Genomic DNA, 20,743 nt, shown 5'->3' on the forward strand with positions numbered 1-20,743 from the left:
GCAGAGAAAGAGAAGAGACTCACAATGGCAACTGGTACCGTGAAGTGGTTCAACGACGCGAAGGGCTTCGGCTTCATCGCGCAGGACAATGGCGAGGACGTTTTCTGCCATCACACTGCCATCAACATGGATGGCTTCCGCACCCTGGCCGAGGGCCAGAAGGTGGAGTTCGAAGTCACCCGCGGCCCCAAGGGCCTGCAGGCGCAGAACGTCCGCGCCGCCTGAGCGAGCTGAACCGTCGACTCGCCCCCTGAGGTGAGTCCCCGAAGCCCAGTCTCCCTTGCGGAGGCTGGGCTTTCGTCTTTCCGGACGCAGGGCGGGCGAGCGGCCACCTCGACGCGGTCCGCCACGGCCGGGGGCCTTGCCTACCTTCTCCGCAGGAGGAGCGCGGCGCCGCGCGCCGCCCCCAAGGAGAGGCGAACATGGGCGACACCAGTGTGAAGAAGGTCGAGAGCCGCCATTCCCCCAAGGGGGAGATGGGCCAGAAGTACCTCGCGTCCGGCGTCCGTGTGGCCATGCGGCTGTGGGAGGACGAGCCGCCCGCCGAGGCCAAGCCCGCCAGCACCCGCGACTACGAGACCGTGGGCTTCGTGCTCAAGGGGCGCGCGGAGCTGCACCTGGAGGGGCAGATCATCCTGCTCAACCCCGGCGATTCCTGGCTCGTGCCGCGAGGGGCCCGCCACACATACAAGGTCCTGGAGACGTTCTCCGCCGTGGAGGCGACCAGCCCCGTGTCCTCCGTGCACGGCCGCGACGAGCACGAGGCCACGAAGGGTGCCAAGGCCTGACGCGTCGGTGAGGCCGGGGCGCAAGGCCCCGGCCCATGTCAGCCCCACGGGCAGGTCTCGTCCGGGGCGCATGCGAATCCTCTCTGTCGATGAGAAGCCCCTGCATGAGTGGTGGTACCTGAACGCGGCGCCACGCGGGGGCAGCCGCCCGGAGCGGCTCCCCTTGCTGAGCGGCTGGGTGGACACCCTCCCGAACGAACTCGATGCGCTCATTGCGCTGTCGGACCTCCAGGGGATGGCACCGCATGCCGCGCAGGACTGCGCCGCGGCGCTCCTGGGAGAGGTCCTGGCGGATGAACTGGCGATGATGGGCGAGGCAGGAGACCTGCCCCCCGCGAGCCGCACCGGCATCCTCCTGGCGGGAGACCTCTACTCCAACGACACCGCGGACGAACGCGGCGCGTCTGGTGACGTGCGGAGCGTCTGGAGCGCCTTCACCCGGAACTTCCGCTGGGTCGTCGGCGTGGCGGGAAATCACGACACCTTCGGCCGTGACCAGGAACGCGAGCGCTTCTTCCTCGAATCCGGACGCGAGCTGTTGGATGGCGGCGTCGTCACTCCGGACGGACTTCCAGTGGGCGGGGTGAGCTACATCATCGGGCGCCCGGACAAGCTCAACCGGCGCGAGCAGTCCGCCCAACTGGAACGGCTGGAATCCGTGTTGCTCGAGGAGCCGGAGGTGCTGGTCCTCCACGAAGGCCCGGACGCTCCGGAGAAGGGGCTGCGCGGCAACCCCGTCATCCGCGAGGCCGTGGAGCCCTGGAGCAAGCTCGTCGTCATCTGCGGCCACTGTCATTGGGACGTGCCCCTCGTCACGCTCGCGAGCGGGACCCAGGTCCTCAACGTGGACGCGCACGCGGTGATCCTCAGGCGTGCCGGGGCTTGATGGGAGCGCCAGCGCGGCGTCCCCAGGAGACGAAGAGCGACAGCGCGACGAGGAAGAAGTTGAAAGGCGTGTTCGCCGCTTCGCCGCGAGAGAAATGGAAGACGATGGCGCTCAGTTGAAGCAGCGCGCACCCCAGGGCGGCGAGGACCGTCAGCCCCGGCTTGATCCGCGTCAGCGAGGGCAGGACGACGCCCAGCCCGCCCGCCACGTCGACGAACGCAATGAAATACAGGAACGCGGCAGGCACCTGACCCGCCCAGGGAATCATCGCGGCGAGCTCCGGCAGGGGCGTGAAGGCCTTCCACAGGCCTGAGCCGACGAAGGTGATGCCCAACAGGGCCTGGACGATCCACAGCCCAACGTGAAGGCCCTTGGAGGACTTCGCGCCGGCGCTGACGGCAGGAGAGGGCGGATTCATCGTGGCTCCATGGTTACTTCCGTGTGCTTGGTTACGGTTTGTGACCATGTCTCTCTGGCATACCGTGCGGAGGCTGGACAAGGAGGCACATTGAAGTCACCTGGGCACGGAAAGATGACCGGGCGCTACGACGACGACTGCGTCGCCACGCGCGAAATCCTCAGCCTCGTCGGGGACAAGTGGAGCGTGATGGTCATCGTCAACCTGGGCGAGGGCCCTGTGCGCTTCAGCGACCTCAAGCGCGCCATCGAAGGCATCTCCCAGCGCATGCTGACCCTCACGCTGCGCAACCTGGAGCGGGACGGGCTCCTGACGCGCACCGTGCACCCGACGACGCCGCCGAGCGTGGACTACGCGCTCACCCGATTGGGACGCACGCTGCTCGAACCCGTGTCCGCCCTGGCGATGTGGGCGCAGAAGCACCGCCCGGAGATGGAACGCGCCCGCGAGGCCTTCGAACGCAGCCACCGGGCGAAGTGAACCTTCATCCCGGGGTGGGGTTCCGTGGCGTCCCGTGAAAATGATATGGCCATGGGATGGACGCAGCGCCCGCAGCTCTTTGTCCCAGACATCCTGAAACGCTCGCGGAAGGAACCTGCACCCGGTGTGGGACTTTCAAGTGTGTCCTGTGCCGCAAGGGGCCCGGGAAGACCGGGTTGTGTCCCGACTGCCATGTGTTGAGCCGGGCCGAGAAGCCCTCCGGGCGGGCGGTGCTCGCATTGGTGTTCGCCACCGTGGGCTTCTGCGGCTTCGTTCCTGGCATCGTCGGCCTGGTGCTGGGGCAGAAGGAGCTCAACGCCATCGAGGCGGGCCAGGCGCCCGTGTCCGGACACGAGCCGGCGGTGATCGCTCGCAACGTGGGGTGGTTCCACGTGGTGATGCTCTTTCTTCTCTGGCTGGGCCTCTACAATCACTTCCTCTGAGCTGGGGCAGGAGTTCGTCGATGGGTGTGATGAATCTGGCGTTGGAGGAGGGGGGACCCCGGAGCCTGAAGGTGTTCTGGCGCGACGACTGGCGGGACCTCCAAATCGAATTGGAGGGCCAGCCGGTGGGCTCGGTGGCGGACCCGCTCCAACTGGAACAGGGGGTGGAGTTCACGCTGCCGGATGGGAGCGTGCTGCACGTCCAGCTCGTCCACGTCGTCGCCACGGAGCTGCGGGTGAGGCGCAACGGCGTGCCGCTGCCTGAAAGCTCCACGGACCCCGTGCAGCAGGCCCGTTCCGCGACGTACATGCTCTACACGATGGCGGCCCTCACCACGGGGGCCGCGATGGTCTCGTTCGTCATCACGAACAACCTGAAGAAGCAGCTTCCGGTCTCCCTGGTCACCCTCCTGATGGGAGGCTGCGGGGCCGTCCTGGGCTTCTTCATGTTCAAGCGCTCTCGCGCGGCGGCGCTGGTGGCCGTCCTGTTCTTCGCCGCCGACAGCCTCTCCACGGCCTACACGAAGCTGATGGCGAAGGACGGACCGGGGGTCTCCATCGTGATCTGGCTCATCGTCCGCGCCCTCATCTTCGCGGTGCTCGTCAGGGGGTTCCTGGGCGCGCGAGAGCTGGCGCGCAGGAAGAAGCAGGGCCCGGGCACCGTGCCACCCGCCGTGGGCCCGGTGGCCGGCTCCCCGGCAACGAGTGCTTCTCTTCACGCGGGGACCGGCCCAGGATGACGGGAGGATGCCTCCCCGTGCTGCCCGTCCCCCCCGCTGTTCGCGCTGCAACCTGGCGAAGCACCTGTGCCTGTGCGCGGAGATTCCCCGGGTGGAGACCCGGACCCGGTTCGTCTTCCTCCAGCACGTGATGGAGGTCTCGAAGCGGAGCAACACCGGAGGCGTGGCCGCGCACGCCCTCGCGAACTCGAAGCTGCTCATCCACGGCTCCATGGCGGAGACCTTCGACATGGAGGCGCTCACCGAGCCGGGGACGTGGTTGCTCTTCCCGGATGGCGCCCCCGCGCGGCCGGACGCGCCTCCACCCAGGCAGGTGGTGGTGCTGGACGCGAACTGGTCGCAGGCGCGGAGGATGACCCAGCGGCTCTCCGAGCTGCGGGCGCTCCCCCGGCTGGTGTTGCCTCCGCCGGAGCCCGGGCTGCTCCGGCTCCGCGAGCCCTCGCATCCCTCCGGGATGTCCACCCTGGACGCCGTCGCCCGCGCGGTGGCCCTGCTGGAAGGGCCGGAGGTGGCGGCCCCCCTGGTGCGGCTCGCGTCACTCCGGGTGCAGCGCATCGCCGACTGCGGGACGCTGAACTGAGGCCCGCGAAGTGAGAGCACCCATGGCCTACCGGCTGATCATCTTCGACTTCGACGGGACGCTCGCGGACAGCGCGGACTGGTTTCGCGGCATCTTCAACGAGGTGGCCCGGCGCTACGGCTTCCGCGGCGTCAGCGCGGAGGAGCTGGAGTCGCTGCGCGGCCAGGACCACCGGGCCCTGCTCGCGACGCTGGGCGTGCCCATGTGGAAGCTGCCCTTCATCGCCGCGCACGTGCGCAAGCTCGCGGCGCGTGACGCGCACCGCATCCCGCTCTTCCCGGGCGTGGAGGCGATGCTGGAGCAATTGCAGGCGCGGGGCCTCACCCTGGCCGTGGTGAGCTCCAACGCGGAAGCGAACATCCGGCGGGTGCTCGGGCCGGTTGCCTCCGAGCGCATCCGCCACTACGCCTGTGGCGCGGGCCTCTTCAGCAAGCGCGCGAAGTTCCGCAAGGTGTTGAAGGCCGCGGGCGTGCGTGCCCACGAGGCCCTCTCCGTGGGAGACGAGGTGCGCGACATCGAGGCCGCGGCGGCCGAGGGCATCGCCACCGCCGCGGTGACCTGGGGCTACGCGACGGAGGCGCTGCTGCGCTCGCGCGCGCCCACGGTCGTCCTCACCCGCATCGAGGAGCTGCTGCAGGCCGTCGCGGCGTAGGCGCGCTCAGCGCGTGGTGTTGCGCAGGTACTGCGCATAGAAGCGGATGGCGGCGGCGTGCTCCTCCACGGAGAGCCGCTCGTCGCGGCCGTGCATCCGCGTGAGGTCCTCCCGGTTCAGCCGCACCGGCACGAAGCGGTAGACGCTGTCGCTCAGCGGATGGAAGTAGCGGGCGTCGGTGGCCGCCACGGTGAGGAAGGGCCCCACCAGCACGTCCGGGAACACCTGCCGGATGGTGCGTTGCAATTGCCGCCAACCCTCCGTGTCCAGGCGCGACACCGGCGAGGCCTCATCACCCTCCACGGCAATCTCCACGCGCTCGTCCTCCACCACCTTCCGCACGTGGTCGCGCACGTCCTCCAGGCTGTCGCCCGGCAGGAGGCGGACGTTGAGCACCGCGCGCGCCTGCGCGGGCAGCACGTTGGGCTTGGGGCTCGCTTCGAGCATGGTGGCCGCGAGGGTGGTGCGGATGCTGGCGTTCGTGGAGGGGGACGCGGCCATCCGCCGCTCGAGGAGGGGGGCGAAGAGCCAGGTGTTGGCGAAGAGCAGGCGCATGCCGAAGCCCATCTCCGGCCCCACGGACTCGAAGAGCGCCCGCGTCCCGCCTCGCAGCGCGGGAGGGAAGGGGTTGTCCTCCAGCCGCACGAGCGCCTGGGCCAGGGTGTTCGCGGCCGTCTGCGGGGGCGGCATGGAGGCGTGTCCGCCCGTGCTCCGCACCGTCAGCTCCACGCGCCCGGAGCCCTTCTCCGCCACGCCCACCAGGGCCACGGGCGCGGCCACGCCGGGCACCAGCCCCACGCCAATGGGGCCTCCCTCGTCCAGCACCGACTCCAGGCGCACGCCCCGCTCGCGCAGCAGCGCGGCCACGCGAGCGGCGCCGTCGTGCCCGCCCACCTCCTCGTCCGCGCCGAAGGCGAGCATCACCGTGCGGCGGGGCGCGTAGCCCTCGGCGAGCAGGCCCTCCACGGCTTCGAGGATGGCCAGCACGCTGCCCTTGTCGTCCAGCGCCCCGCGCCCGTACACGTAGCCATCCGCCACGGTGCCGCCGAAGGGCGGGTGGCTCCAGGTGGCCTCCGCCTCCGCGGGCACCACGTCCAGGTGCCCCATCAGCAGCACGGGCGCCAGGCCGGACTCGGAACCCTTCCAGGTGTAGAGGTGCGAATGCACGCCCACGGTCTCGTGCACCAGCTGCGCGTGCACGCGGGGAAACCAGGTGACGAACCGGGCATGCAGCGCCTGAAAGGCCGCGTCGTCCGCGCTCACGCCGTCGGAGGCGGCGATGGTTCTGTGTCGCAGCGCCTCGGCGAGGCGCTCCGAGGCCGCCGTGGCATCCACCGGGAAGGGGGCCGCGGGCTCGGCGGGCACCTGCCGTGAATCGAAGCGCAGCGTGCGGGCCACGAGGACGCCCGCGAGCAGCAGGATGGGTGTCAGCAGGACGAGGAGGACGCGCTTCATCGGTGGAGGAATCCCGGAGAGGAGTCAGCCGAGCGTAGCAGCTGGCGTGACGCGCCACGCCCACTGCCGGACCCGGGCACTGCGCCGCCAGGAATCCACCATCCAGCTGGTCCCGGAGTGCGGCTCCAGGGCGGAGCCTGGCGGGCTACTTTGCAGCCGCAAAGCCATTCATGAAAGACGTTCATGGCGATCCTGGCGGGCCGGCATCGTTTCGTCTGGATTCGCCTCGCACCATGGAGGGCTTTGTGGGTTGGGGGGGCGCCACGGATGTGGGCCGGAGCGGGGGCAGCCATGGGGATGATGCGAACGCGGGCCGTGCTCGTCCCGGACGAGGGGACGCTGGCGCTGTCGGAGGACTATTTTCGTTCCGCGCACCACCTGCGAGCCGAACGGGTGACGCATACGCTGGTCGTCGAGGACGGCGCGGGGAACACGCAGCGGGTGCCGCTCATCGTGCGGTCCATCGAGGGGACGTCATACCGTGACGCCATCTCACCCTATGGATTTCCCGGCGGTGTGATGGCCGGCCTCCAGGAGGTGCCAAAGGAGACCGTGGACTGGCGGGGGACGGAGCTCGTCAGCATCTTCGTGCGGGACCGCGTCATGGGGCCCCGGTGCTTCGCGGACGGAACGGAGCGCAACGAGGTGTTCTTCATCGACCCGCGCATGCCCGTCGAGTTCCGCGCGATGCATTGCCGGCACATCCGGCGCAACCTCCGGCTGGGCTACGTGAGCCACGCGTGCGAGGCGCACGCGGCCTCGCGCGAGGAGCGGGAGGGATTCCAGACCGCCTACCGGCAGACCATGGTTCGGGAAGGGGCGAGCCCCCGCTACTTCTTCTCCGATGCGTATTTCGACGAGTTGTTTGCCGCGCCGTGCGCCTGGCTGGTGGCGGCGCATGCCCCCGACGGAGCCGTGGCCTCCGCCGCGCTGTGCGTCAGCAGCGACGGCATGCTGCACTACTACCTGGGGGGAACGGTGGATGCGCACCTGATGCGCTCGCCAGCGAAGAATGTCTTTGGAACGCTGGTGGAACTCTGCACACAGCTGGGGGTTCCGCTCAATCTGGGCGGAGGCCTCCAGCCGGGTGACACCCTGGAGCAGTTCAAGCGGAGCCTCTCGAACGCGAGCTCCCACCTCCACACCCATGAACTCATCTGCGATCCGGCGGTGTATGCCGAGTTGTCGCAAGGCCGTACGGCCAACGGCTTCTTCCCGGTCTACCGCGCGCCCGGCAATTGAGGAGACCGCGGGACAGGCTCCCTCCCACGCGAGGGCGGGTTCGTGCCGACAGCCCGACACGTGCCCGCGACTGAAGGGAGCATGGTGAGAAGGCCGGGAGGATCCCTACCGTGCGACTTGCTCCGGGGGTGTCGACCGGAGAAGTCCAGGAAGGTAGACCCGGATGACCCGCATTCTTGTCGCTCCGGAGGCCAGCCCCCCGCGCCTGGTGGAATTGGACGCGCTCCGAGGCATCGCCGCGCTGGCGGTCGCGCTGTATCACTTCACGGCTGAGTACAGCGACCTCTACGGGCACTCCGGTTCCCTCTGGGAGATGCGGTTCGGCAAGTACGGGGTGCAGCTCTTCTTCGCCATCAGCGGCTTCGTCATCCTGATGTCGCTGGAGCGCGTCGAGCGGGTCCGGGACTTCATGTGGAGCCGCGCGGTCCGGCTCTATCCGTCCTATTGGACGTCCGTCGCGCTCACCTTCACGGTGGTGACGCTCTTCGGACTGCCGGAGCGCGAGTTCAGCCTCCAGACGGCCCTGGTCAACCTGACCATGTTTCACGAGCTCCTGCGCATCCCGCATGTCGACACCGTGTATTGGACGCTGACCATCGAGCTGTCCTTCTACCTGCTGATGTTCGTGCTCGCGTCCGCGCGGCTGCTGCCCAGGGTCATCTCCGTCTTCATCGTGCTCGTCGTGGCGCAGACGCTGGCGGAGCTGGCGGCCCAGGCCGCGGGCATGACGTTCCTCGCGCGCCTCGCGAGCCGGCCGCACCTGCAATACTTCGCGCTGGGAATGCTGGCCCTCAAGCACAGCCGCGGCGAGGTCTCCCTCCCGTCCGGGCTGGTGCTCGTGGGCGTCAGTTTCGCTCACGAGGTGCTGGTGGGGAGCGAGGCGCCGGCCCCCGTGTTCGGCGGGGTCCTGGCGCTTGCCTATGCGTTGTCACGGGGCTGGCTGCGCTGGCTCACGTGGCGCCCGCTGCTCTTCATGGGGTTCATCTCCTACCCGTTCTACCTGGTCCACCAGAACATCGGTTACGTCATCATCCGGAGGCTCGAGGCCGCGGGCTGGCGTCCCGACGCGGCCATCGCGGTCGCGATGACGGCCGGCTTCCTGCTGGCCATCCTCATCACCTATCGCGTCGAGCAGCCCGCGCTGCGCGTCTTCCGTCAGTGGCGGCGGAAGACAGCGGCCCAGGCGGCGCTCCCGCCACACCTCGCTTGAGAGCCTCCGCACTCCGCGCTGGAGCAGGGGCGCGGCGGGTCCTGCATCGCTCATGGAAAGGCTGCGCCCCCATGTTGAACCCCTCCGAAGCGTTGCGAATCTCATCTCCGGGCCTGAAGCAATGCCGCGCCGTCCTGGTGCCCGACGGGGGAATGTCCACCTTGTCGGAGGACTACTTCCGCTCCCCGCACCACCTGCGGGCCGAGGGCACGACACACACCTTGCTCATCGAGGACGCGGCGGGACGCGCGCTGCGCGTGCCGCTCATCGTGAGGCCCATCGAAGGGACGCCGTATCACGATGCCATCTCACCCTACGGATTTCCCGGCGGCCGGCTGGATGGGTTGAGGGAGGTGTCGAGGGACGCCGTGGACTGGACGGACACCGGGCTCGTCAGCCTCTTCGTGCGCGACCGCGTCACCGGCCCTCGCTGCTTCACGGGCGCGACGAAGCGCAACGAGGTGTTCTTCATCGACTCCCAGCGCCCTGTGGTGTTCCAGGCGGAGGCCCGCCGGCAGATGCGCCGCAACACCCGGCTGGGCTTCGTGAGCACCTGCGGCCCGGCGCGTGAGGCCTCGCGCGAGGAGCGCGAGGGCTTCAAGGAGGTCTACCGGCAGACCATGGTTCGCGACAGGGCACACGCGCGGTACTTCTTCTCCGACGCGTACTTCGAGGACCTGTTCTCCTCGCCGGTGGCATGGCTCGCGACGACGCGTGCGCCGGATGGCGTCATCGCCTCGTCGGGAGTCGCGGTCGTCAGCGACGGCGTGCTGCATCACTATCTGGGCGGGACGGCGGATGTGTACCTGCCGCGTTCCCCCGCCAAGAACACCGTGTTCGAGTCGCTGCTGGGGCTCAGCAAGCAGCTGGGGCTGCCGTTGCATCTGGGCGGCGGCGTGCGCCCGGGCGACGGGCTGGAGCGCTTCAAGCGGAGCTTCGGGAACGCGAGCTCCCATCTCTACACCCACGAGTTCATCTGTGAACCGTCGGTGTATGCACGGCTCTCCGCGGGCCGCGACACGGGCTTCTTCCCGGCGTATCGCGCGCCCCAGGGCTGAGCGACGGCGCGCCGCACTGGCTCCTTCGGAGGACGGCCGAGTGCAGGAGCGGTGCGCAGCGGGTGACTTTCTTTGCCGCCAGGGAATGAGAGGCTAGCGCATGCGTGGCATGAGAGCGGTGTTGGTGGCGGGGATATGGTGTCTGGCGTGTCGCGTGGCGGACGCGGAAGCGCAGTCACCGGGGGGCTTGTCGCCAGCCATGGAGGCCGATGCGGAGGCGGAGGGAGCGCCGGCGGGTTGCGAGGGGCTCCTTCCTGGCCCCATGGGGCCCCCCACGGGGACTACCGGTGCGGCTGACAGTGATGAGCGCTTGCGCATGGAAGTCGACGGAGAGGGCAATGTGCTGTTGGAGTTCGCCAACTCCGTCACGGAGAGCCATCGGCTGGAGTTGCTTGGGCCGAGCGGTGGGCTGGTGAAGACCTTTTACGACCTTCCCCGGCAGTGGCGCCTGATTGCGCAGGACCAAGGTTTCCACCTGCTGGGCCCGCGCTCGGACAGCGACCCGACGAGGGTCCTGCATGTGATGACCCCCAATGGCACCTTGATTCCGAAGCCGGTGGACCTGGACCGGGTGACGGATGTGATTCCCCGAGGCGGCCAGGGGTCGCTGCTTCTCCGCGCCTATCGGCCCTCCGAGGGACGGTGGCGAATCGACGTGCTCACCTTGGACAGGGAGGGGGAGCAGTCCGCGGCCCCCCTCTTCATCGCGAGTGGCGCCGGTCCCTACCCGCCATGGGCTGACGTGGCGTCGAGCCAGGTTGACTCGGCGCTGGTGCTCTTCGACTCCAGCGAGACGCACAATGGCAGCCAGTGGTCCGCGCGCTGGTTCCGGCCAGGGGGCACCGCGGTCGGCCCCCCCTTCGTGGTGGTGGAGAAGATGCCGAGCGGGTCGTACTTCCGTATGGAGCCCCTGCTGAACGGTGAACTCGGACTGAGGTCAGGAGGTGCCTGGGTGGGGCGCCTCACGCCGTTCCACAAGGAGCTGCGGCTCGCCCCGCCGTGGCTCGCCGTGCAGCCCGGGTTCAGCGTCTCGCCAATACGGCAAGGAAGGGGGTACGGACTGGTGCGTTCCGATTCGGAAAACGGTTGCAAGAACTTCATGGTGGTGCACGCGCGAAGCGGAGAACGCTGTGGCGAGGTGGTGCTCCCACCGGTGGAGCCGCCGTGTCAGTCCTCGAGTCTGCGGCTGACTCGCGATGGGACCTTGGTTCAGTTCGTGTCTCTCGGCGGGGAGTTTGGGGCGTACTCCTTGCGATGGTGGACCGGGCTGCTGAAGTGACCCAACGTTCGCAAGGCCCGCGCGGCTTGCACGAGCCCCGAGCAGCCCGCGTCGCTGCAGACGCCGCCCCAGGGCGCGTGCTCGGCACGGGGATGTCTGACAATCGTGCCCGTGAAGAGCGGCGCGTTGGATGACGGCGCGTGGTGCACGGCCTGGGTGGAGGCAAAGGGGACCGTCCATCATCTCCCCCGGCCCGCGTGTACGGTGTGCGAGCCTGGGGCGGCCCCGTGGTTTCTTCGCTCCGGCTCAGACTGCTGCATGACACGGACGGCCTGCTCCTCGCCGCCCGTGTCCGGGACGACCAGGTGATTCCGCTCACGCGGCGCGTCCCGGGCGTCGGGGGCGATGCGCGAGGCGCCGCGCCCTGGGGGCTTCTCCCGGGGCGCGGGCACGCGGCGGGCTACTTCGCTTCGGCCAGGCCCGCGGGGCAGGAGAAGCTGGCGGGCATGGACCACAGCTGGAAGGAGTTCGTGTCGTCGGCGGCGCGGAAGTAGATGCGGTTGCCGATGCGGGTGAAACCATCGGGGTTGGAGGAGCCCACTCCGGGGCGGATCTCCGCAAGCTGTCCGGTGGTAGCCGCGCTCCCCTGGGTGAACCAGGGCTCGATGCCCGAGCCGCTCTTCGAGGCGACGAAGATGACGGGGCCCGTGCCCGTGGGGAACAGCGGGGAGGCGTATTCGTCGCTCGTGCTCAGCGTGTGGGAGAGCTGGACGGTCCCCGCCGCCGTTCCATTCGACGCCCACAGCGACACCTCCCGTGGCGCCGGGCCCGAGGTGCCAATGGCCACGGAGAAGTAGAGCTTCCCGCCGGAGGTCGCGATCCGCTGCACACCCGGGTACGCGTCCTCCTGGTCCGCATAGGGATTGGGGAGGGTCGTGACGGAGGTCTTGCCTCCTCCCGCGAGGGAGACACTTTCGATGCGCAGCCGCTTCGTGCTGGGGTCCATCGAATACAGATAGACAGACGTGTTCAGCGCACCGAGCAGTTGGACGAACTTGCCGAACGTCTCCAGGCGGACGGTGCCTCCCGGCGTGCCATCCGTCTTCCAGACCTCGGTGTTGGGGCCGTCCATCAAAAGGAACAGGCCCAGGTTCCCGGCGAAGCCCGTCTGTGTGATGGGAACCGCCTGCGCATCCAGCTTCTTCACCCAGGAGGTGCCGGCCGGGGTGCCATCGGTGCGCCACAGGTCGGTACCCTGCCCGGGCGTGTTGACGAAGAAGAGCCGGGCATTGCCCACCTCGAACGACGTGTATCGGTCGGTCGCGAGGGGACCGAAGGTCCCCAGGTGCAGGGGGCCCGCCTCGGTCCCGTCCAAGCGCCACAGCGAGGTGCCAGTGTCGGGCGTCTCCAGGAAGAAGAGCAGGGTGTTGCCCAACATCGAAGGGGAGTGGAGCTTCCCGAGGGTGCCGAAGTTCGCCACCTGCACCGTGCCCGCTGCGGTTCCGTTCGAGCGCCACACCTCGACCTGGGGATTGCCGGGCGCGAACGCCCACTCCCGGATGAAGGTCAGCTGCCCGCTCTGCGCGGCGGTGAACGCGAACCGGGTACCTTCGGGACCGGGCGTCACGTCCTTGACGAGGTGTGTCCCCGCGCCGGTGCCGTCGCTGATCCACAGCTCCCTCCCGGTGCCGGGATCCTCGAGCCGGAAGAAGACCTTGTTTCCCACGGGAACCAGGCCGGTCATCCGCGGGTCGCCCACGGCGGCGGGTGGAAACGACTTCACCGGGACGGTGCCGGCCTCGGTGCCATTGCTGCGCCACAAAACCGCGCTGCGGTCGACGAGGGTGGTGGCGAAGTAGAGCGTCCCCTGCACGTCGACCAGGGACTCCGGGTAGGGACCGTTGACCGAGGAGCCAGACCCTGGAGGAACCACGACCTTGACGCGCGAGGCCACCCCGGCGGGACATGCCTGCGCGGTGACCTCGCGAGTTTCGACTCCTTTATCTGGGATATCTGGGAGAACCCCACACCCGGCCAATCCCAGCCACACCAGGGCACATCCACTCGTTGCTCGCATGTCCGCTCCTCCCCGGCCCGAAGCTTGGGATGGTCGGACGCGCGTCGGAGTTCGCTAATGGGCCCCGAAGGTCAGGGGTCAACTCCGGGACAGAAGGGAGGCTGGAGGAAATGAGCTTTCCAATTTCAGATGTTCCTCCACCGTCCGGGATGTCTGTCTATGCGGAGCGGCCCGAAGGCGCCGTCATCTACAGCCTGTTCAGCGGCATGCTGGCCTTCGTTCCCGCGCAGGGCCCCATCGCCGGGGCCCTGCTAGCGCAGCACCTGGGATGGCGGGCCCTCTTCGTCACGCTCGGCGTCCTGGCGACGGCGGCCATGCTCCATGCCTTCCCGTGCCGGCCTGAGACACACCCTGCCGGAGGGCCTCGCCCCGCGGGTGCCGGTCCGGCGCATCCTGCGCAGCGGCGCGTTCAGGACGTACACGCAGGGCTTCAGCGCGGCGATGGGCTCGTTCGTGCCCAGGTGGGTCATCGCGATGGGAAGTGGGCGATGCGTCGCTCATGGCCTCGGTGATGCTGGGCGCTCTGGGGTACCACCATGCGGCTTGCGAGAGGCCGCCGCGTCACTTCCGCGCATAGCGGTCAGACGCGGGGTTGCTTGCGGCCCCACCACCTGGGTGGTGGGCTCCGCCCCTTCCTCATGAGCGCCCCCGTCCAGCGTGCCCAGTCCCCTGACCCCTTCCGGACGAGGCTCGACGGCCTGCTGGCCGTGGCGCTCGTGGTGTGGGGGCTCGCGCAGCTCGCGCCGCAACTGGGCCATCCCGCCATCTTCAACTGGGACGAGGCGATACATCAGGCCGCCGCGCGCGGCACGCACGACACGTTCTTCACGCCGCACATCTACAAGGATCCGCTCTATCCGAGCGACATCCGGCACGGGTGGGCCGCGCACGTCTGGATGCACAAGCCCACGGGCCCGTTCTGGTTCGGGGTGCTGATGATGTACGTCGTGGGCGTGACGCCGCTCGCGCTGCGGCTGGCCTCGCTGTGCGGCCACCTGGCCTTGCCCTTCGGCTGGCAGCTCGTGCAGGGGCGCTTCTTCGGAGATGTGACGGACTGCACCCTGGCGGGCTGCAACGCCGTGGCGGCCGGCGGTCCTCACGTCACGGCGTGAGCGTGGGGAGGGAGTAGTAGACGATCAGCAGCGGCTGGCGGGCCGCGGTGTTCGGGTACTGGCGCGAGTCATACACCGAGCGGCTTCCCGGAGAGTCGAGCCGGAGGGAAACCAGCCCATTCATGGACAGCGCCTCCTGGACGATGGGCACCAGCAGCGGGCTCGCATTGACGCCTGCCTGCGTGGTGTACGGCACGGGCCGGTTCGGGAACTGCCAGGAGCCAAGCTCGCAGCTGAACGCGGACGGCTTGGTGTTCCAGGTGAGGCCCGTCTCGCTCCAGGTATTGTTGGGGACCCACCGCGTGTAGACATGGGTGTCCGCGCCGGCGGTGGAATCTCCACCCGAGGACGTGGTCGCCAGGACGACAGAGGCCACCTGGACGTTGGGCGGAAGGGCCGACAGGTCGAAGCGCAGGAAGCTCTCCGCGTCGGCCCGGTCCACGGTCAGCGCGATGGACGTGCCCGCGTTCAGGTTCGGGTTGCTGAACCACACGGACGTGTCCGCCACCGGGAGGAAGGACGCCGCCACCAGGTGCGAGGTCACCTGCGGATCCGCGGGCCCGAAGTAGCTGACGACCAGCCGGGGCCGCTCACTGGCGACGCTGTATTCACGCGAGCGATACACCGTGTGATAGCCCGGCGACCGCAGCCGGAAGGAGATGAGCCCATCCGAGTCCAACGCCTGCTGCACGGGCGCCTTCAGCTTCGGGTCGTAGTTGACGCCCAGCTGCAAGGGTTTGGGCGTGGTGTTGGGGTTCCAGAGCCACCAGGAGCCCAGGTCGCTCCCATTCACCGGGGGCCGGGTGTTCCACGTCATGCCCGTCTCGCTCCAGGTGTCGTCCGGCACCAGGTGCGCATAGACGCTGCCGTCGCCGCCCGCCGAGGAGCCATTGAAGGACAGGGCCTCCAGCCGGACCGAGGCGATATGCGAGCCCGCGGGAATGCTGCCCAGGTTGAAGCGCAGGTAGGTCTCCTGCTTGCCCGAGTCGACCCACAGGCTCTGGGCGGCGCCGAAGTTCGTGTTCGGGTTGGCGGCCTCGACGTACGTGTCCGCCTCCGGCTCCAGGACCACCTGCGTGGGCGCGGAGACCTCGGGCGTGGGGCAGGGGGGCGGGATGAAGTAGGAGACCAGCAATTGGGGCCAGCGGGCCTCCGTGTTCGTGTACTCGCGCGAGTGATACAGCGTCCGGTATCCTGGCGAATCCAGCCGCAGGGAGATCATCCCGTCCGACTCCAGCGCCTGCTGCACGGGCGCCACCAGCTTCGGGCTCGAGTTGATGCCTACCTGTGTCGTGTATTGCCCATTGCGGTTCCACAGCAGCCAGGAGCCCAGGTCGTCGCTGGAGGCGGCCGGCTTGTTGTTCCAGGTGATGCCGGCCTCGCTCCACGCGTTGTCCGAGACGAGCCGCGTGTAGACGTTGCCGTCCGCGTCGTCATAGGCGTAGCCGTCGTTGGACGTGGCCACCAGGGAGACGGAGACCACCTGCGCGTTGACCGGGACGCTGCCCAGGCCGAAGCGGAGGAAGGTCTCCGCCGCCGTCCGGTCGACGGTCAGGCTCATCGACTTGCCGTAGTTGGTGGTGGGGCTGCTCGCGACGACCTGCGCGTCCGCCATCGGGTAGAGGGCCACGACCTGGAGGTCGGTCGTCACCTGCGGATCCCCGGGCTCGAAGTAGTTGATGATGAGCTTGGGCCGCTCGCTGGCGACGCCGTGCTCACGTGAGCGATACACCGTGTGGTAGCCCGGTGACATCAACCGGAAGGAGATGAGCCCATCCGAGTCCAAGGCCTGCTGCACGGGGGGCGTGAGCTTCGGGCTGAAGTTGACGCCCACCTGCAAGGGTTTGGGCGTGGTGTTGGGGTTCCAGAGCCACCAGGAGCCCAGCCGGTCGCCGGTCACCGCGGGGCGGTTGTTCCAGGTCATGCCGGTCTCGCTCCACGTGTCGTCCGGCACCAGCTGCGTATAGACGCTGCCGTCACCGCCCGCGGAGGAGCCATTGAAGGACAGGGCCTGCAGCATGACCGAGGCGATGTGCGAGCCGGCCGGAATGGCCCCCAGGTTGAAGCGCAGGTAGGTCTCCTGCTTGCTCGAGTCGACCCACAGGCTCTGGGCGGTGCCGAAGTTCGTGTTCGGGTTGGCGGCCTGGACGTACGTGTCCGCCTCGGGCTCCAGGATGATCTGCTTGGGCGTGGGAGGCGTGAGCAGGGGCGCGGCCCGGACCTGCGTCGATGGGGCCGGCTCCGGCGGTGCCTGGGCGCCATCACAGCCAGGGACGAGCCCCACCACGAGCGGTGCGATGAGCAGGGAGCGCAGGGACTGCTTCCACAAGGATACGAGATGCATGAAAGGGCACTCGAGGGTACGCGCGCCGGTCCGTTCCGGCGCGACGTGAACCCCTTGAGCAACGCCCGCGCCATGGCTCGGAAGGCGCCAGTTCCGCCGTGACTTCCAGCGCTTACGCGGCATCGTGCCTCGTGACGGCGCTCGCGGCGGGGAGGAACGTGCCAGAACCGGCACGCTCGCGGGCATGTCCAGCGGGCGCCGGTGTCATGGGCCGCCAGGCTTGCAAGGATTCGCCAGGGCCGTCCGGTGACAGCGGTTGACCTGTCCTTGCGCCGTCCGCCGCGTCAGGTCGCGCGAGGCCGGACCCGCGTCCAGCCGAAGGGCATGAGCAGGCCCGCGATGGCGGCCTTGAGCAGGCCCCCGGGAATGAAGGGAACAAAGCCCTTCTGGATGCTCGTGGCGAAGTCGAGCCCGGTCTTCACCTTCAGCCAGGACACGCCGATGGCCAGGATGAGGAGCTGGCCCGCGAGAAAGAGCGGGCCCGCCGTCCACCACCGCCGGTCGTACCCGTGGCGGGCCGCGAGTCCTACGAGGACCGCCGCGGGGAGGAAGCCCACGAGGAATCCGCCCGTGGGCCCGATGAGCGCTCCCCAGCCGCTTGCCCCCTTCGCGAAGAAGGGCAGGCCCACCGCCCCCAGCAGGAGATAGGCGGCCTGTGCGGCCAGGCCCCGTCCCGGCCCGAGCGCCGCCGCCGTCAGGACGACCGCGAGCGTCTGGCCCGTGATGGGCACCGGCGAACCGGGCACGGAGACGGCGACCTGGGCGAGCAGCGCGGTGAACAGCGCCGCGCCCAGGACGAGCGCACCCTCCTGGGCGCGCGTCCGCGCGAAGTGATCCGACAAGACACGAGGAGGCGAAGCCGGGGGGAGGGAAGCCACGGGCCGATGCTCGGCGAGGACGTATGCCGGTGCAAGGCTGCCGGTGTCCGGAGGGAAGCGCGTGGCGCGCGCACGGACTTCGTGAAACGGCTACCGTCCCAGCCTTCTCGTGGTCGGAGGCTTCTGCTTTGACGAATCCCCTGCTCGGCACGCTCTCCCTGGTCTCGGTGACGTCGCTCTACGCCGCGCTCAATGCCTTCCTCACGATTGGGCTTTCCGCCAACGTCAGCCGGGTCCGGACGAAGCATCAGGTGTTCCGGGGCGACGGAGGCAACCCCGGCCTGATTGCCGCCATCCGCGCGCATGGAAACAACATTGAACAGGTTCCGCTGACGCTCCTCCTGCTGCTGTTGGCGGAGCTGAGCGGTGGGAACTCGACGGCGCTCCATGTCTTCGGCGGTGCGCTGCTCGTCGCACGCATGGCGCATGCCTTCGGGATGCTCAGGGGAAGCCCCGTTCAGGCGGCGGGCGCGGTGCTGACCCTGGCCGTGCAACTGGGATTGGCGGGGTGGGTGCTCTGGCTGCGGCCCTGGGGCTGAGTTTCAGCCTGCGTCCTCCTTCGCGCGGGCCCGGACCTCCGCCGCGAACAGCTCCGCCGCGGGCGTGCGGGGGGCGCCCTTTCGCCAGAGGAGCGCGGCCAGCTCCGAGCGGGGCGCGGGGGACAGCCGCTTCACCACCAGCCGCTCCGCGTCCGCGAGCCGCGGCTCCGGAAGCACCGTGACGGCGAGTCCCGCGCGGACGATGGCCAGCACGGTCGCCACCGCGTTCGACTCCAAAGCGACGTGCGGCGCGAACCGCATCGCCGCGAAGTGCGCGTCCACGCGGGCGCGCACCCGCAGGCCGCGTGACAGCAGCGCGAACGGTTCCTCCGCCAGCTGCTTCACGCCCACGGACTCCGCGCCCGCCAGCGCATGGCCCCGAGCGACGACGAGCGCGAGCCGGCTGTCGAAGACGGGCTCCGTGTCCAGGTCCGACAGGCGCGCGGGGGCATAGCCCAGGCCCACGTCCAGCCTTCCCGCCGCCAGTTGCCGCTCCAGCTTCCGGACCACGGCCTCCTGGGCGCTCAGCGCCAGCCCGGGGTGTCTGCGGAGCACCGCCGTCAGCGCCGGCACCACGAGGCCGCGCATGCTCGGGGGATAGCCCACGCGCAGCGCCCCCGTGGCGAGCCCCCGCAGCGCGCCCACCGCGGACAGCCCCGCGTTCACGTCCTCCAGCGCGCGCGAGGCATAGGTACGGAACAGCTCCCCCGCCTGCGTGAGCCGCACCCCCGTGCGTGCCCTCTCGAAGAGCGGCGTGCCGACCTCCTCCTCCAACTGGTGGATCTGATGCGACAGCGTGGGCTGGGAGACGTGCAGCCGCCGCGCGGCGCGCCCGAAGTGCAGCGCGTCGGCGACGGCGGAGAAGTAGCGGAGGTGGCGCAGCTCCATGCGGGCATCATAGATGACATCTATCGGGCCGATGAAAACAGACGAATGTACGCATCGAAGCCCCTGGGTACATCTTCCTCGTCACCGGAGGAGAGGCACCCATGAAGGCATCGGATCTGTTCGTGAAGTCGCTCGAAGCCGAGGGCGTGCGCTGTGTCTACGGATTGCCCGGCGAGGAGAACCTGGACCTCATCGAGTCCATGCGCACCGCGGGCATGCGCCTCGTCGTCACGCGCCACGAGCAGGCGGCCGGGTTCATGGCCGCCACGCAGGGCAGGCTCACCGGACGCGCGGGCGTGTGTCTGGCGACGCTGGGGCCGGGGGCCACCAACCTGGTCACCGCCGCCGCGTACGCGCAGCTCGGCGCCATGCCCATGGTGATGCTCACCGGCCAGAAGCCCATCAAGGTGAGCAAGCAGGGACACTTCCAGATCGTCGACGTCGTCGGGATGATGCGGCCGCTCACCAAGTCCACGCGCACGCTCGTCTCCGCGGAGCATGTGCCCTCGTCGGTCCGTGAGGCCTTCCGCCGCGCGGAAGAGGAGCGCCCGGGCGCCACCCACCTGGAGCTGCCCGAGGACGTGGCGCGCGAGTCCACGGAGGCCGTGCCCCTGTCGCCGGGCGCCCCGCGACGGCCGGTGGCGGACGAGGCATCCATCGCCCAGGCGGTGGAGACGCTCGCCGCGGCCCGCCGTCCGCTGCTGATGATTGGCGCGGGGGCCAACCGCAAGCTGACGTCGGAGATGCTCCGCGCCTTCGTGGACCGCGTGGGCCTGCCCTTCTTCAGCACGCAGATGGGCAAGGGCGTAGTGGATGAAACGCACCCGCTGTGGATGGGGACCGCGGCGCTGTCCGACGGCGACTTCGTCCACCGCGCCATCGAGGCCTCGGACTGCATCCTCAACGTGGGCCATGACGTCATCGAAAAGCCCCCGTTCGTCATGCGCGACGGCCGCCGCACGGTCATCCACCTGAACTTCTCCTCCGCGGAGGTCGACCCCGTGTACTTCCCGCAGGTGCAGGTGACGGGAGACCTGGCGAACGCCGTATGGCGCATCGCGGAGGGCGTGGGGCAGCGCTCGCACTGGGACTTCACGCCCTTCGAGCAGTCGCGGGCGGGGCTGGACGCGCAGTTCGTCAGCGGCGCCGCGGACGACCGCTTCCCCATCTATCCCGCGCGGCTCGTCGCGGAGGTGCGCCGCGCCATGCCGGACGACGGCATCGTGTGCCTGGACAACGGCATGTACAAGCTGTGGTTCGCCCGCTACTACCGCTGCCGCCGGCCCAACACGCTGCTGCTCGACAACGCGCTCGCGACGATGGGCGCGGGTCTGCCGTCCGCCATCGCGGCGAAGCTCGTGCACCCCCGCCGCAAGGTGGTGGCCGTCTGCGGTGACGGCGGGTTCATGATGAACTCGCAGGAGCTGGAGACGGCGGTGCGCCTGAAGCTCGACCTGACCGTGGTCGTGGTGCGCGACGACGGCTACGGGATGATCCGCTGGAAACAGGAGGAGATGGGCCTGCCTGACTTTGGAATGGCGTTGGGCAACCCGGACTTCGTCCGCTACGCGGAGGCCTACGGCGCACGAGGCCACCGTCCGGCGAGCGCCACCGAGTTCGGCGCCACGCTCACGCGCTGCCTGGAGTCGGGCGGCGTGCACGTCATCGACCTGCCCATCGACTATGCGGACACCGCGCGGGCGCTCGGTGCCGGACCCCTGGTGGCGTCGTGAG

At 69.3% G+C, this 20,743-nt stretch carries 22 protein-coding genes; 16 read left to right on the forward strand and 6 right to left on the reverse strand.

What is annotated here, in order from left to right; all coding sequences use genetic code 11:
• The first annotated feature begins 24 nt into the window (after nt 1–24).
• The 3 genes from KYK13_RS11905 to KYK13_RS11915 all read left to right on the forward strand — a co-directional run bounded on the left by KYK13_RS11905 (nt 25) and on the right by KYK13_RS11915 (nt 1,674).
• Entirely contained in the window at nt 25–225 is a 201-nt protein-coding gene (locus KYK13_RS11905) for a cold-shock protein (protein ID WP_223644188.1), read from the forward strand.
• A gap of 197 nt (nt 226–422) precedes the next feature.
• On the forward strand, nt 423–788 hold the full coding sequence (locus KYK13_RS11910; protein WP_223644189.1) for a cupin domain-containing protein: 366 nt from the start codon (nt 423–425) through the stop codon (nt 786–788).
• Nucleotides 789–858: 70 nt separating this feature from the next.
• Nucleotides 859–1,674: a metallophosphoesterase gene (locus KYK13_RS11915; RefSeq protein WP_223644190.1), complete on the forward strand. Its 816-nt coding sequence runs from the start codon at nt 859–861 to the stop codon at nt 1,672–1,674.
• Here the strand turns inward: KYK13_RS11915 and KYK13_RS11920 are convergent.
• Nucleotides 1,655–2,092, reverse strand: coding sequence for a DoxX family protein (locus KYK13_RS11920; RefSeq protein ID WP_223644191.1), 438 nt, complete (start codon nt 2,090–2,092; stop codon nt 1,655–1,657). The genes KYK13_RS11915 and KYK13_RS11920 overlap by 20 nt on opposite strands.
• A gap of 90 nt (nt 2,093–2,182) precedes the next feature.
• Here KYK13_RS11920 and KYK13_RS11925 point away from each other — a divergent pair, with 90 nt between their 5' ends.
• The 5 genes from KYK13_RS11925 (at nt 2,183) to KYK13_RS11945 (ending at nt 4,987) form a co-directional block, all read left to right on the forward strand.
• Nucleotides 2,183–2,572: a helix-turn-helix domain-containing protein gene (locus KYK13_RS11925; protein WP_223644192.1), complete on the forward strand. Its 390-nt coding sequence runs from the start codon at nt 2,183–2,185 to the stop codon at nt 2,570–2,572.
• A gap of 230 nt (nt 2,573–2,802) precedes the next feature.
• A complete protein-coding gene (locus KYK13_RS11930) occupies nt 2,803–3,015 on the forward strand; it encodes a hypothetical protein (protein ID WP_223644193.1) in 213 nt (70 codons plus the stop codon).
• Between the two features lie 20 nt (nt 3,016–3,035).
• A complete protein-coding gene (locus KYK13_RS11935) occupies nt 3,036–3,755 on the forward strand; it encodes a hypothetical protein (RefSeq protein ID WP_223644194.1) in 720 nt (239 codons plus the stop codon).
• Between the two features lie 7 nt (nt 3,756–3,762).
• On the forward strand, nt 3,763–4,335 hold the full coding sequence (locus KYK13_RS11940) for a tRNA-uridine aminocarboxypropyltransferase (protein WP_223644195.1): 573 nt from the start codon (nt 3,763–3,765) through the stop codon (nt 4,333–4,335).
• A gap of 22 nt (nt 4,336–4,357) precedes the next feature.
• Nucleotides 4,358–4,987 (forward strand): HAD hydrolase-like protein, encoded by a 630-nt coding sequence (locus KYK13_RS11945; protein ID WP_223644196.1) that lies wholly within the window; start codon nt 4,358–4,360, stop codon nt 4,985–4,987.
• A 6-nt stretch (nt 4,988–4,993) separates the two neighbouring features.
• Here KYK13_RS11945 and KYK13_RS11950 read toward each other — a convergent pair whose 3' ends face one another.
• Nucleotides 4,994–6,442 (reverse strand): M20 family peptidase, encoded by a 1,449-nt coding sequence (locus tag KYK13_RS11950; protein ID WP_223644197.1) that lies wholly within the window; start codon nt 6,440–6,442, stop codon nt 4,994–4,996.
• A 291-nt stretch (nt 6,443–6,733) separates the two neighbouring features.
• On the opposite strand from KYK13_RS11950, the gene KYK13_RS11955 reads away from it, so the two are divergent.
• The 4 genes from KYK13_RS11955 to KYK13_RS11970 all read left to right on the forward strand — a co-directional run bounded on the left by KYK13_RS11955 (nt 6,734) and on the right by KYK13_RS11970 (nt 11,231).
• Entirely contained in the window at nt 6,734–7,684 is a 951-nt protein-coding gene (locus KYK13_RS11955) for a GNAT family N-acetyltransferase (protein WP_223644198.1), read from the forward strand.
• A gap of 163 nt (nt 7,685–7,847) precedes the next feature.
• Nucleotides 7,848–8,894: an acyltransferase gene (locus KYK13_RS11960; RefSeq protein WP_223644199.1), complete on the forward strand. Its 1,047-nt coding sequence runs from the start codon at nt 7,848–7,850 to the stop codon at nt 8,892–8,894.
• A 152-nt stretch (nt 8,895–9,046) separates the two neighbouring features.
• Nucleotides 9,047–9,952, forward strand: coding sequence for a GNAT family N-acetyltransferase (locus tag KYK13_RS11965; RefSeq protein ID WP_223644200.1), 906 nt, complete (start codon nt 9,047–9,049; stop codon nt 9,950–9,952).
• 316 nt (nt 9,953–10,268) lie between these two features.
• Nucleotides 10,269–11,231, forward strand: a complete 963-nt coding sequence (locus KYK13_RS11970; RefSeq protein WP_223644201.1) for a hypothetical protein — start codon at nt 10,269–10,271, stop codon at nt 11,229–11,231.
• A gap of 400 nt (nt 11,232–11,631) precedes the next feature.
• Here the strand turns inward: KYK13_RS11970 and KYK13_RS11975 are convergent, their stop codons facing one another.
• The gene (locus tag KYK13_RS11975) at nt 11,632–13,125 is read right to left on the reverse strand and encodes a hypothetical protein (protein ID WP_223644202.1); all 1,494 of its coding nucleotides are present in this window, start codon (nt 13,123–13,125) and stop codon (nt 11,632–11,634) included.
• A gap of 329 nt (nt 13,126–13,454) precedes the next feature.
• Here KYK13_RS11975 and KYK13_RS39290 point away from each other — a divergent pair, with 329 nt between their 5' ends.
• Both KYK13_RS39290 and KYK13_RS11980 read left to right on the forward strand, forming a co-directional pair.
• Nucleotides 13,455–13,760 (forward strand): hypothetical protein, encoded by a 306-nt coding sequence (locus KYK13_RS39290; protein ID WP_370645412.1) that lies wholly within the window; start codon nt 13,455–13,457, stop codon nt 13,758–13,760.
• A 126-nt stretch (nt 13,761–13,886) separates the two neighbouring features.
• Complete coding sequence (locus KYK13_RS11980; RefSeq protein ID WP_223644203.1) at nt 13,887–14,360, forward strand: hypothetical protein; 474 nt, start codon at nt 13,887–13,889, stop codon at nt 14,358–14,360.
• Here KYK13_RS11980 and KYK13_RS11985 read toward each other — a convergent pair.
• Together KYK13_RS11985 and KYK13_RS11990 are read right to left on the reverse strand one after the other, a co-directional pair.
• Entirely contained in the window at nt 14,350–16,704 is a 2,355-nt protein-coding gene (locus KYK13_RS11985; RefSeq protein ID WP_223644204.1) for a DNRLRE domain-containing protein, read from the reverse strand. The genes KYK13_RS11980 and KYK13_RS11985 overlap by 11 nt on opposite strands.
• Before the next feature lie 284 nt (nt 16,705–16,988).
• Nucleotides 16,989–17,582: a biotin transporter BioY gene (locus KYK13_RS11990; RefSeq protein WP_223644205.1), complete on the reverse strand. Its 594-nt coding sequence runs from the start codon at nt 17,580–17,582 to the stop codon at nt 16,989–16,991.
• A 128-nt stretch (nt 17,583–17,710) separates the two neighbouring features.
• On the opposite strand from KYK13_RS11990, the gene KYK13_RS11995 reads away from it, so the two are divergent.
• Nucleotides 17,711–18,121: an MAPEG family protein gene (locus KYK13_RS11995; RefSeq protein WP_223644206.1), complete on the forward strand. Its 411-nt coding sequence runs from the start codon at nt 17,711–17,713 to the stop codon at nt 18,119–18,121.
• 3 nt (nt 18,122–18,124) lie between these two features.
• Here KYK13_RS11995 and KYK13_RS12000 read toward each other — a convergent pair whose 3' ends face one another.
• Nucleotides 18,125–19,009, reverse strand: coding sequence for a LysR substrate-binding domain-containing protein (locus KYK13_RS12000; RefSeq protein ID WP_223644207.1), 885 nt, complete (start codon nt 19,007–19,009; stop codon nt 18,125–18,127).
• A gap of 101 nt (nt 19,010–19,110) precedes the next feature.
• Here KYK13_RS12000 and KYK13_RS12005 point away from each other — a divergent pair, with 101 nt between their 5' ends.
• The gene (locus tag KYK13_RS12005) at nt 19,111–20,742 is read left to right on the forward strand and encodes an acetolactate synthase large subunit (protein WP_223644208.1); all 1,632 of its coding nucleotides are present in this window, start codon (nt 19,111–19,113) and stop codon (nt 20,740–20,742) included.
• Nucleotide 20,743: the final 1 nt, after the last annotated feature.

Source organism: Corallococcus sp. EGB, from assembly GCF_019968905.1.
GTDB lineage: Bacteria > Myxococcota > Myxococcia > Myxococcales > Myxococcaceae > Corallococcus.